Consider the following 11,926-nt stretch of genomic DNA (forward strand, 5'->3'; position numbering starts at 1 on the left):
ATTAATTATTTAGCGTGTTTCTTTAAAATTGTAGAAATGGTTTGCACAAAAATTTGGTCGTTTGTTGGATCACCGATAGCATCAAATTTCCAGTCTCCGTTTCTATTGTATAATTTGCCTAAAATAAGTGCACCTTTTCCAATATAAGAATTGTCTGTCACAATATCGTATTGAGAATGAACTTGCTGCACTCTCGTTGGCGTGCCTTCATACATTCTAATTTTTGCATATGGCACTTTTGAAAAATCAATGTTTTGGCCGGGATTCAGATAAATGTTGATAAAGAAAAAGATTTTCGTGATATTTGGCGGTAAAAGATTCAGATTCACCGCAATAATTTCATTGTCCAGACCATCATCACCTCCAACATCGCCCTGTCTGTCGTCTCCGCTGTGCTTTAGTGCGCCCGTTTGTGAGGATAATTTCCCTAAAGGCATATTATTTTTTTGGAGCCAGGCATTGTAATCCGGTGAATAAATGTAGTCGATCAATGCTCCGGCATCATTGGTCATAATGCAACTCAAATCAAGATCAACATCTTCTACAACTTTTTTTGATCCGAAACCGAATAAACCGGGTTTTGTTGTTTCAATCGCACCCCAGTTTACGCCAACGCAGAAGTTCGTCAGTTTCTCGCCAGATTCTTTTCTTAAGTCAATTTTTTGACCTTTTTGCAGGTTTATAGCCATTTTACAAATAATTATTTTTAACAGTTTGTACCGTTTCTTCCAATTTTCTGTCTTTTGTAGGCTCCCCCACCGCATTAAATTTCCACTCTCCGTTGCGCTTGTAGAAAACGCCCATCACCATAGATACGTGTCCACCAAAGTTTTCTCCTTTTGCGATATTATAAGTTGCAAAAACTTCGTTTACACGGTTCGGCGTTCCTTCATAAATGCGGATTGAAGCGAAAGGAATGGTTCCAAAATCTTGACCCTGGTAACTGTTCAGGAAAAATGCTACATATTCTACACTTGGTGCCAATCTTGAAAAATCCAGCGTAATTACCTCGTTATCCAAGCCGTCATCACCGCCTACATCACCCACCAAATCATCTCCACTGTGCTGAATCGCACCGTCATTGGAACGCAGGTGACCGAAATAAACTACATCTACCGGATTTTTATTCCCGTCATAGAGTGCGCAACTTGCATCTAAATCCACGGCTTCTTTTTTGGATCCGAAGATTCCTTTCTTCTCGATTGCGCCCCAGTTTACGCCCACGCAAACATTTTGAAGTTTCGCGCCGTTGTCTTTTTGAAGGTTGATTCTTTGTCCTTTCTGTAAGTTAATTGCCATAATAATTATTGTATTTGGTTAATATTTGTATTTAAATTCAGGTTGAGCATAGATTCCAGAATGTTGGTTTCTTCTGCTACTTCGCCGTTTTCCGTGAAGAAATCCATTTGCTCTATTGTGTTTTTGTATTTTGAAAGAAGTTCCGTTACCTCCGGCTGAAGATTTCTACCAATATTTGTCTTTTGAAGTTCCAATGCATTGATTCTCCGTTCCAAAACGGCAGAAATATCCTCTGAATTGTTCTCGTTTTTCTCGCGGTTCAGGTCGTTTTTAGCAATTTCCGGCAGAAAATAAAACTGATTGGTTTGAAGGTTCCAGATAAACTCATAATCAGAATCTGCCAGATAAAATAATTCAAAAATCTGATTTTCAACTAAATATCCGCACCTGAATCTCACTTTGAAATTATACTGATATAGAACGGAAAGCAGTTTCTTCTCTACATTCAGTTCGTTAAAAGTGTAAAACTTATCGCGGTCTTCAGAGAGTAGATATTCTATTTTTGCCTGCCTTCGGAAATAGGATTCGGCGTAAGTTTCAAAAAAACTTTTGGCATCCGTAAGTTGGTATGTCGCAAAACTTCCGGTTACTATTTTGTAAAACGCTGATAGAATCTGGGAAACATAGCCGTTATGATACTTTCTGTCGGTATCAAAATTTGAAACAGTGTTTTGATTTTGAGAAAATTTTTGGATATACTTTTTGTTCTCGTTGATCTCGGTAATGATATTCAGGATTACGAGTTCCTTCTGCTTTTTGATCTTTTCCAACAAAGCAATCAGTGTATCCGAATATTGCATATGAAACAGTTCCAGTTTGTTGGCGTCCAAACTGGAATTTGTTTCAAAAAGATTTTGGATAATTTCTGTCTTTATATTGATATTTACCAAATCCGGAACTACAAAAAAATTCCCGAGAAGTTTCAGTTTCTGAATTCTCCGCCGTCCTTTCTGTAATATTTCCGCATTGGTATCCAAACTTTATTATCCGTTTTGTATCTGCTTGCGGAGCGTGCTTTCCAGATTTTGCAGTTCTGTATCCAGTTGTCTGCGTCCTTGTTCGCCTTGCTGTTGGATTTGCTTCACCTCGTTCAAAGTATTGATAAGCGACGAAGTAGTTTCCCGCAAAGTTTCCGCAGAAACTATGGTCTGTTCGTTTGCGCGCGCTACATTTACGGTGTTCTGTTGCAGTCTTTGTGCATTTTTCCTCAAAATTTCTTCCGTGGTGGAAGATACTTTTTGTTGCACCTCTATATTCTGCTGTTGTCTGTGCATTGCCACAGCCAAAGTCAGTTGGTTTTTCCAAACCGGAAGCGTGGTCGTGAGGATTGTCTGCGCTTTTTCAGCAATGGAAACATTATTGTTCTGAATGAGCCTGATCTGTGGTAAAGACTGCATTATGATAAAGCGAACCACCTTTAGATCAGCCAATCTGCGGTCTAATCTTGCAGCAAAATCCCTTTTGTCAGAAATTTGGTAATCTTGGTAATTGTTAGGATTGGCCTCCATATTTGCCAGTTCTTCTTTTACCTTTTCATAACGAAGGGTTCCCGCCAAAATATAGTCCTCAATTTTCTTTACCGCTTCAATGTTTGAAGTGAAAATCGTCTGTAGAACCGCGTTGTCTTTGGTAGAGTTTATGATTCCGGCGTTTACCTTATTGGAAATATCAGAAATATTTGCCGTGATTTTATCATATTTTGCAAAAAGTGTTTCTACCGAAGTCACCATTTTGCCGAAGAAAGGGATTTTCTTCAGGAATTTCTTCATAGAATTTCCCTCTAGTTCATCCACATCTACATAATTTAACTCGACTAAAAGTTTGTTAATCAGTTCGCCTACTTCGCCGGAATTAGATTTCCTTACATTATTCAGAAAGGAGTCACTCTGGTTTGCCAAGGTATTTTGTAGTTCCGTACCGAAGTTAATCACGGAATTTGGGTTGGCTTCGTCAATAGAATTGGCAAGGCTGTCATATCTGCTGACTTCCGTCGGGGAAATTTTAGAAATATCTACATTTCCGCTTTTATCTATTGCGCTATTTTCGATATTGGTGTCCATATAATATGTGGTTATTGATACATATTTACAAATTTCGCCAATCCTTCGCGCTGTCCTGCTCCTACGGCTTCAAATTTCCAGTCGCCGTTTCTTTCGTAGATTCTGCCGAACTGTACTGCGGTTTCGATTGAGAAATCTTCATCCAGTTCGTATTTCAGAATTTCCTCGTTAGTATCTGTATTAAAAATCCTTATGAAGGAATTGCGCACCTGCCCGAAATTTTGGTTGCGGGAATCTGCCTCGTGAATGGTCACCACCACGATAATTTCCTTAACAGCAGAATCAATTTTCGTAAGGTCTATCTTGATTTGCTCATCATCACCGTCTCCGTCTCCGGTCAGATTATCTCCGGAATGCTTTACGGATCCATCGGGTGATTCTGTATTGTTGTAAAAAATAAAATGTTTCTCGCTTACCAGTTTTCCGCCGTCATTTAGTAAAAAAAGGGACGCATCCAGATCAAATGCCGTTCCTGTGGAAGAATTATTGGTATCCCAACCAAGACCAACGGTAAATTTTGGTGCGTTAATGTTTTCTCTCTGTCCTTTTTGAAGATTGATTGCCATAATATTTAATTTTTTAGTTGTTTTAAATTTACTGAATATTCTGTTATGAGGTGGTAATTATTACTGATTGCTAAATTAAACAATTGCTCCTTAATATTTTTCGGAATAGAATGTTGAAATTTATCAAAATCCGCTTCCGGCATCAGCAAGATTTTCTTTACGATACGGGTATTGAAGCGAAACTGTGGTTTCAGAACCATTTTCAGTAAATCATCATTATTTTTTACTGCAAAATAATTCAGAAAGTTTTCAATATTTGGGTGAACTTCCTTGTTAATTAATTCCGCAAAATACACGAAGAAAAAAGTGCCATCTACATTATATTCCTTCAAAATCCGCTGAACCGTAATTTCGTGACTTCCCGTAATCTTTATATCGTCCAAAAAAATACAGAATTTGCCGTCTATAAAATGTTTGTCTATATAATAAGTGTCGTTTGAAATGAGCGCCACTCTCTCCTCAAAATTCATCTGACCGTAATCTTCCACATAAGTCTGGTTTCTGTGTATTTTGGCTTCTACGCAGGCATTTTTTCCGTGTTCGAATAAAAATTGGTTGAGATAATTTTTAAAATATTTACACAAAAAATCCGACGCGGTAGGAATGGCGAAATAGGGACTTGGGAAAAGCACAATTTCTTCCTGGGACAAAATAAGTTCGCGGTTTTCTGCGATAAATCCCTGAAAAAGAGCCTCGCCAAACTTTTCTGCAATGGTAATATCACCGTATTTAAAGTAACTGTAATCTTCGGCAGAAAACGGAAAGTTTTCGCTGTCGGTAATTTTATGTAGACTGTATCGGTTTTGCATTAATTTTTATTTGGCTGAAAAAGATACGCATTTATTCCGGAATTTACCGCTCCCTGAAAATCTGCCTTCGGGTTGTCGCCAATGTGAAGTATCCTCAAATTTTCACGCGGGTTTACCTTTCTTGCAGATTCCTTCATAAGTTCAAAGAGTTTCGGATTTGGTTTGGACAGTCCGGTTTCATCAGAATATAATCCAAATGAAATATATTTCGATAAATTGTAGTAATCCAACAAATTGCGCAATTCGGTTCCCTGTATGAATGCGGTGTTGCTCAAAATACTAATTGTCTTATTTTCAGAAGTTATTTTTTCAAATAAATCTGAAATTTTTTCACTAATTAAGAGTGGTGGAAATTTTTCAAACAGAAACTTGGTTTCGCTATAAAACTCATCCAAACGCTGTTGTGAAATTTGGTCTAAATCCTTCCCTAACGCAGACAAAATCAGTAAATAAATTTCGGCAAAATAAATATGCCTTCCCGTGGTTTCGCTTATTTTGTTGCAGAGCACATCATAATACCGGATAGTTTCAGAAACCTGCTTTTCTAATTTTTCTATTTCAAAAAACTCTTTGAACAGTCGATTTCTCGCGGGTTTATATTCGGGGTGGGATTTTATGAGCGTTAACCACAAATCAAATGAAAAATGATCGTATTCTGAAACATCAAAATTCATTTTCAGATTTATTTAGAGCCTGCAGACCATTCAAACCCCCAATTATAGGCTCTGTCGCAATCTTGGTGGTGATTGTGGAAGGTTACCAATTTTTTCACCTGCATTGCTCCGGGAAGGAAATTGATTTCAGCAATGGCGCAGAAATTTCTGGTATCGTTTTGCTTGCCCATTTCTACCTCTACCTCCGGGTTATCCGGAACTTTTATGGTTACCACGGCATTGGTTTCAGACCATTTTGCGGCACCGTTGTAGATAAAGCAATATACAATGAGCCTTTTTATATCTCCCAAACCTGCAGGATTTACCAAAATATTTTCTCCGGATCCAGCAGACGCACCACGGTCATCTCCGGTGTGCCAAATCCACGGTTTTTGGGTGTAGCAACCTTGGTTGGTAACGCGGTCTTTGCTTCCGCCTCTTCCTTTGGAAAATTGCAGACCGTCTATACATTTTTTTTCTCCGTTGTTCAGTTCGTAAAAAATGCCCAAATCAAGATCCACCTCTTGGTTTCCGCCGAACATTTTGCTCATAAAACCTTTGCTTTTTTCCTGCGACCAATTTAGGTTTATGATAATTTCCTTATTTGAAGAACCGCCTTTGGTAAGGTCTATTGAATGCGTATCGCCACTGTTCTGAATGGTGACTTTCTGTAAGTTGATTGCCATAATATTTGATTAACTAATGATTTGTCCGCTGTAGTATTTCGCAAGGAAAAATGCAAGATCCTCTCTGTAGCCAATTCCTGACGCTTCAAATTTCCAGGCATTATTTCTTTTATAAAGACGGCCAAATTCTACGCCTGTTTCGATAGAAAAGTCTTCGCCAAGTTCATATTTTGCAACTTCCTGACCTGTAGCATCATCCACGATCCTGATATAAGAATTTCTCACCTGCCCGAAATTCTGTTTTCTGACCTGCGCCTCGTGAATTGTAACTACAAAAAGAATTTCTTCAATTCTCGGGTCTACTTTAGATAGATCAACCAAAATACTTTCATCGTCACCGTCTGCACTATTTCCTCCGGTTGGATCGTCTCCTGTATGTTTTAGCGCCGCATCTGGCGAATCTGTATTTCCGTAAAACACAAAAAAAGGTTCGGAAGGAATTTGTCTTCTTCCGTCAATCATAAACGCCGACGCATCCAGATCGAAATCATTCCCCGTGCCTTCATTTGGATCCCAACCAAGACCAATAGTCATTTTTGTTAGACCAATATCGATTTTTTGTCCTTTCTGTAAATTTATTACGCCCATATTATTTGTTTTTCAATTTTTCAAATATAAAATAAAATAAGAAATGTTACAAATTAGGCTAAAATTCTAAAAAGGTGTAAAAAATAAAAGTGGTAATGTCTTTTACCTACTCTCATATCCATCCTTGAATCTCAAAAACTTCTCGGCGTCTTTCGGATTTTTCTGCATCCATTTGTTCATCATATCGGTATTGTGCTGTAACTGTTTCACTTCTTCAACTTTGTAAATTTCTTTTCCGTCGTTCTTAATCTCGTCCAAAATTTCTTGTCGGAGTTCTGACTTTGCCTTGGTGCTTTCAGAATACCATTGCTTTGCAAAAACAAAATTGAAAACAGCGGTGAAAGTGGCCAGAATTAGTACCGCGACCATTCCGAAAAAGACAATTTTTACCAATGTCGATTTCTTCTCAAAATGCTCCAACTGCGAATTTGCCTTGTCGGACAGGTTAATTTGAATACTAAAAGGAATCGATTCCAAAAAATCCTGTCGCTTTTCATCTTCCTTTCTGCAAAATGCCTCGGCTTTATCAAGCGTGGTAATCACCCTCTGCATCGTGAGTTCCGACTTCTTGTGCACGTGTAGCAGATAGTCACGGTTATGCCTTAGTTCGATGGATTCCTCGATATTTTTCTGGTTTGATTCGATCACCCTGTTAAATAGTTGCAATGCGTCGTCCTGTGTCGTGTTTTCGTTGTCCATTTTTGTAATTTTTAATGTTGGTTTTTATTTTATCTAGATTTTCTTTTCTTCCTCCTTAAAAGTTCATCGTCCGCCGGAGCATAGGTCGGTTTAAAAAGTTCCTGCATCAGTTCGCCCATATTTTTGCTTAAATTTTTTGAGGTGTCCTCTTTAATATTCTCGTTGGAATTTGGCTGACCTTCGAAACTTTTGCCGGTGAAAGAAGAAGGCACTTTCTTCATCTGGTTTTCGTTCATAATCGCCTTTATATCCTTAATCTTCAGTTTCGAGGTAATCTCCGAAAGTTTGTATCCTGCAGAATACTGCCGTTGTGTCTGGTCGTTAATGTCCTTCAGTCGGACAATACGCATTCCCGAAACACCATCCTTTACATTCTCCGAGAGCGTCACCCTATAACCCCTCCTGCGCATATTGTCCACGAGGTCTTCGAAGTTTTTAGAGACTTTCAAGGAGTTCTCAAGTGCGTAAAGCATCCGCTGCTTCTTTACTCTGCCGATTTCAACATCGGTGTTCAAATTCATTTCCTTGCAGACACTTCTTACCGATTCACCGAAGCGCTTCCCGATATTCGCAGACTTTACGGTACATTTGCCATAGACATCGATCCGATTCACAATGAAGTGGATATGCTTCTGCTTGGTGGAATTATGAACATCCAAAACAACTTGGTTGTTTTCCGTAAGCCCGACGGATTTCAAAGATTTCAAGGCCAGTTCCTTCAATTCTTCGTTGGTCATCCTGTCTCCGGCCTCCTTCGGTGGCGAGATATATCCGGTGAGCGCCCATTTCTTCACATTCGGGTTTCTCTCGGCGATAAACTTCATTTCTGCGAAATGCTCTTCCGGAGTTTTTCCGAGTAAGTTGTTGGTGTAGACATTTTCCGCCGTTCCCTTGTCGTTGCCGTTATACTCGATCGCGATCGAACTGATCCTCCTTGTCGTTGCAGAATTATTCATCTTGAAGTTTTTGGTAGAGGTAGTTTTTCAATAACTGTGTGACAGTTTCAATCTCCTCAAGGATCTGTTTCTTGTTTTCAAATTCCGACCACTCCCGGTTCCGGAGAAGGTTGGTGATCCTTATGAAGTTGTTACCGTAATTCAGCAATACCGCGTCGGTTTTAAACTCGTTAACCTTGAGTTCCTTTTCGGTAGAAACCAGCCTCAGATATTTGGAGATTTTGAGGTTGTAGAGTGACGCCTCTTTCTGGATTTTCTCAAATTCCTTTTCGGTAAAACGGACGGAGACGACCTTAGAAAATTGGTTGACGGTCTTCTTTTTTAGGCCGCCCTTCCTGCCGATTTCCCGGAAGTGGTTCTTTCTTTTTTCTTCGGCAACCTTCTCCTTTTGCTGCTCTGAAACCTGCCGGACGAACTGCTCTAAAAAGTTATTTTCCATATCGTGTTTGGTGTGATTTTCTTGATTGTTAAATTTTATTTTCGTGGGTGTTTAATTTTTATCGGTTTTAATTTTTTGTCTTGAGATCAGATTTTCAGAAAAGTGTTTCCGACGATAGGAGGAAACCAAAAAGCCCGATTTTTACAGCAAGCCCACGCTTGTTGTAAACATTGGGTACTTTTTGCACTAAGACTCTGCCGACAAAGGTTGTATCTATTTTGCCCAAAGTTTTGAATCGGTTTGGTTGTATCTCATTTGAGCTACTTAGAAATCATTTTTCGTGTTATTTTTAACACGAATATTCAGCACCTTCTCCGGTAGCGGGATTCGTGTTTAATTTCTTCCGGCTCTATTTCGTCTGGTTTTTCAGGTTCTTCAAATTGAATTTCTTCATAATTTTTGACCTGATTATTTTCGATTCTTGACAATAGAAAATCGTTCAAATCTTTGTGCGGGCTGTAAATTTCCGAGCGGTCTTTTGCTTCGGGAAATGATTTTAGGATTGATTCGGTACAGAATTTTCCAGCCCTGTCGTTGTCTAAAAACAAGTCGATCTCGGAGTAGTATTCTAAATGGGGTTTTGTTTTGGTCAACAGCGCGATCGAGTTCATTACGAGTAAATCTCCGGTTGCTTTCTCACTCATTTCGATAAAGGAAAGCGCGTCCATAAATCCCTCGAAAACGGAAACTTGATTTAAGTTATTTTCATTTTTAATTATCGAGATATCCTTTTTAAAAAGAGCGCCTTTATAGAACGCGTTCCGAAGTTCCCAACCTCTGGAAATATTTTCAAATGCGACCGCGTAAAGATTTTTATCGTTCATTTTAAAATGCACTTCCTTTACAAACGGATAAACTTTTGCAGACAATCCGCGCTGGTTCATATAGGCTTTCAAGTTTTCATTTTGAATATTTTTAACTGTGATAATTTGGTGCCCGTTCCGGTTCTCTTCAGTTTTATTCTGTCTTTGTTTTAAATTTTGAGATTTCACTAAATCTCTTGGTAAATTCCTTTGCTGGTGAAAAGAAGAAAAATTCTGATCTTCCGCCCATTTCAGGACTTCCGGAATATCGGTTTTCAGGTATTTCAGCATAAAGTCGGTATTCGTTCCGCCCGTCCCTTCTGAAAATAGGTACCATAAGTTCTTCCTTAAATCGATTTTGAAGGAGGCCGCTGTTTCTGTTCCGAACGGGTTCAGAAACCAGGCTTCCTTTTCATTTCTCCGCGTCGGAAGGTGTCCGAGTTTCAGGAGGACTTCTTCCAGCGGAATGTCATTAAATTGTTTGCAGTTCATAGGTTGGTTTTGCAAGGTTTGCGTTGGCTATATTTTTGTTGAATTGTTGAGGAAACGGTATAACTTTCTCATCGAGTGTATTTTATACGCTCAACAAACTCTCAACAATTCAACAAACTTGGATTTTGGAGTTCAACAAAGGCTCAACAAATTCTCTATGCTTTTAAGTTTGTTGAATGCTTTGTTGAAGGGGTAAAGTATTGATTTTAATTATGTTAGGTCGTTAACTCAACAAATCAACATATTTGGAGAGGGTAAATTCCCTTGAAATTGTGAAATAGCGACCCACGGAACCATTCTCGCAGAAGTTTCCGGAGTAGTCAATGTCGTAGCGGATATAGGAAAGGCCGTTTTTCTGTGGCTCCAACTTCCATTTATCCTTCAGTATCTGGCGCACATCGTTCCGGGAATAATAATGCTGCTTGAACATCCTTCCGAGCAGGTTCAGGACATCCTGCGGAACAATGTTTATCGAGTCGGCATCGTTGGATTCGAAAAACTCGTAAAGCAGTTCCAGCATCTTGCTTTCCAGTTTATTGGCGTTTTTGAAGACCAACTTTTTCAGGGCGTTGGTTCTGAGTTCCTCCGGCGAGAACCACATCCGGCTCTTCCGTTCGGAATAGTATTTCCTGTTCACCAAGAAACTCAAAAACTTGGGTATTTCTTCTTTCAACCGCTCCAAAAAGTCGGTGTCCTCGGATTTAATAGTCGTAATCTTCAAAACCCAGAAGCGGATCTCGTTTTCATCAATCTGGATAAAGGTGTCCTCGTTATTGGAACAGAGGATAAATTTCCCGAAAAAGTCGATTTCCTCACGGTCTTTACCCTTGTTTTCAAGTTTGTCTTTATTGGTGGTGGAAAGGTATTTCAGTCGCTCGGTGATTTCCTTCCGGTCGAAAAACACCTCGTCAATGGCAATTAACAGCATCGACGCCCAGTCGGAATTAAACTGGCTGTTGAAGGAATCTCCTTTTATATAGGTCATATTGAGTCCGAAAATTTCCTTGAGCCACTTTAAAAATGTGGATTTCCCGGTGCTCCTTTCCTTGCTGACGAGGCAGAGGATCGGCAGAATCTGCGTTGGACTTTCCAGCAGGATCTTCAGATAGTCCAATCCCAACTTGATCTGTTCGCCGAAAATGTGCCTCAAAAAAGTAATGGTATGCGGAATTTCCTCTACACCGATTTGTTCTGCGGAAGGTTGCAAGGGAATTTCGTTGTAAATATTATAGAAATTTTCAACCGTTTTCTGGTAGTCCAGGTGGTTCGGAATGCAGCAGAACCCGTCGTATTTCGGAATACCGTCGGCAAACTTCCGACTGTGGTCCTGGATTATGGTCTCCCTGTTCCACTTCGTTAAAGTCTTGGTCTTCCCTCCGGAAAGTTGCGGTCTTTGAATTAGTTTGTAGTAGGTTGTGCCGACGCGGAGGTATTTGGAGTCGTTTTGTTTCTCTTTCATCACATTTCCGTTTTAGAATGTTCTGCAGAAGTTCGAAACAAGTGCAACGCCTTTTCGGAATCTACTACAATTTTTCTGTTATGCTGAAAAATTGCTTCATCAATCACACCGCTTTTCTTTATTCGGTTCGCTGTGGCAATTGAGCAGTCTAATAGGTTTGCTATTCCTCGAATTCCATAAACGAATTTTTTGTGTGAGTCTGATTGAGAAACCTTGGGATTTTTCGCGTCATTTTTATCATTTTGAAAATTCGAAAGAGATAGAAACTCTTCGCCCGTCATCTGCCATATTGGCTTTTTTAATAAATCGTCCGTATTCATTTTAATTGGTTTTGTTGGGGCAAAATTGCCTTCAAAACCGGATTCTGAAAAATTCAAATAAAAAATCAGCGCAAATAATTGCACTGATTTTCAATTA

15 protein-coding genes are annotated in these 11,926 nt (G+C 39.3%); all 15 read right to left on the reverse strand.

From position 1 onward, the window contains the following. Positions 1-5: 5 nt before the first annotated feature. Positions 6-689, reverse strand: coding sequence for a TerD family protein (locus FOL89_RS01925; protein WP_144281159.1), 684 nt, complete (start codon positions 687-689; stop codon positions 6-8). A gap of 1 nt (position 690) precedes the next feature. Next, complete coding sequence (locus tag FOL89_RS01930) at positions 691-1,299, reverse strand: TerD family protein (RefSeq protein ID WP_144281160.1); 609 nt, start codon at positions 1,297-1,299, stop codon at positions 691-693. Positions 1,300-1,304: 5 nt separating this feature from the next. After that, positions 1,305-2,276 carry a hypothetical protein gene (locus FOL89_RS01935; RefSeq protein WP_144281161.1) on the reverse strand — a complete coding sequence of 324 codons (972 nt, stop codon included), beginning with the start codon at positions 2,274-2,276 and terminating at the stop codon, positions 1,305-1,307. A gap of 6 nt (positions 2,277-2,282) precedes the next feature. Beyond that, positions 2,283-3,359 carry a toxic anion resistance protein gene (locus FOL89_RS01940; RefSeq protein WP_144281162.1) on the reverse strand — a complete coding sequence of 359 codons (1,077 nt, stop codon included), beginning with the start codon at positions 3,357-3,359 and terminating at the stop codon, positions 2,283-2,285. Positions 3,360-3,370: 11 nt separating this feature from the next. Beyond that, complete coding sequence (locus FOL89_RS01945) at positions 3,371-3,925, reverse strand: TerD family protein (protein ID WP_144281163.1); 555 nt, start codon at positions 3,923-3,925, stop codon at positions 3,371-3,373. A 5-nt stretch (positions 3,926-3,930) separates the two neighbouring features. Next, on the reverse strand, positions 3,931-4,734 hold the full coding sequence (locus FOL89_RS01950; RefSeq protein WP_144281164.1) for a phosphoribosyltransferase family protein: 804 nt from the start codon (positions 4,732-4,734) through the stop codon (positions 3,931-3,933). Further along, on the reverse strand, positions 4,734-5,408 hold the full coding sequence (locus FOL89_RS01955) for an HAD family hydrolase (RefSeq protein WP_144281165.1): 675 nt from the start codon (positions 5,406-5,408) through the stop codon (positions 4,734-4,736). The genes FOL89_RS01950 and FOL89_RS01955 overlap by 1 nt, the downstream gene beginning before the upstream one ends. An 8-nt stretch (positions 5,409-5,416) precedes the next feature. Further along, positions 5,417-6,073, reverse strand: a complete 657-nt coding sequence (locus tag FOL89_RS01960; protein WP_144281166.1) for a stress protein — start codon at positions 6,071-6,073, stop codon at positions 5,417-5,419. Positions 6,074-6,082: 9 nt separating this feature from the next. Further along, the gene (locus FOL89_RS01965; RefSeq protein WP_144281167.1) at positions 6,083-6,661 is read right to left on the reverse strand and encodes a TerD family protein; all 579 of its coding nucleotides are present in this window, start codon (positions 6,659-6,661) and stop codon (positions 6,083-6,085) included. A gap of 102 nt (positions 6,662-6,763) precedes the next feature. After that, the gene (locus tag FOL89_RS01970) at positions 6,764-7,309 is read right to left on the reverse strand and encodes a hypothetical protein (protein WP_144281168.1); all 546 of its coding nucleotides are present in this window, start codon (positions 7,307-7,309) and stop codon (positions 6,764-6,766) included. 80 nt (positions 7,310-7,389) lie between these two features. Beyond that, positions 7,390-8,316, reverse strand: a complete 927-nt coding sequence (locus FOL89_RS01975) for a relaxase/mobilization nuclease domain-containing protein (protein WP_144281169.1) — start codon at positions 8,314-8,316, stop codon at positions 7,390-7,392. After that, positions 8,309-8,755: a plasmid mobilization protein gene (locus tag FOL89_RS01980; RefSeq protein ID WP_144281170.1), complete on the reverse strand. Its 447-nt coding sequence runs from the start codon at positions 8,753-8,755 to the stop codon at positions 8,309-8,311. The genes FOL89_RS01975 and FOL89_RS01980 overlap by 8 nt, the downstream gene beginning before the upstream one ends. Before the next feature lie 302 nt (positions 8,756-9,057). Then, positions 9,058-10,050, reverse strand: coding sequence for a toprim domain-containing protein (locus tag FOL89_RS01985; protein ID WP_144281171.1), 993 nt, complete (start codon positions 10,048-10,050; stop codon positions 9,058-9,060). Between the two features lie 223 nt (positions 10,051-10,273). Continuing rightward, positions 10,274-11,509, reverse strand: a complete 1,236-nt coding sequence (locus FOL89_RS01990) for a primase-helicase family protein (protein WP_144281172.1) — start codon at positions 11,507-11,509, stop codon at positions 10,274-10,276. Then, on the reverse strand, positions 11,509-11,829 hold the full coding sequence (locus FOL89_RS01995) for a DUF3853 family protein (protein ID WP_144281173.1): 321 nt from the start codon (positions 11,827-11,829) through the stop codon (positions 11,509-11,511). Before FOL89_RS01995 ends, FOL89_RS01990 begins: the two co-directional genes overlap by 1 nt. Between the last annotated feature and the right edge of the window lie 97 nt (positions 11,830-11,926).

It is taken from the genome of Chryseobacterium echinoideorum (genome assembly GCF_007474535.1).
Classification (GTDB): domain Bacteria; phylum Bacteroidota; class Bacteroidia; order Flavobacteriales; family Weeksellaceae; genus Chryseobacterium; species Chryseobacterium echinoideorum.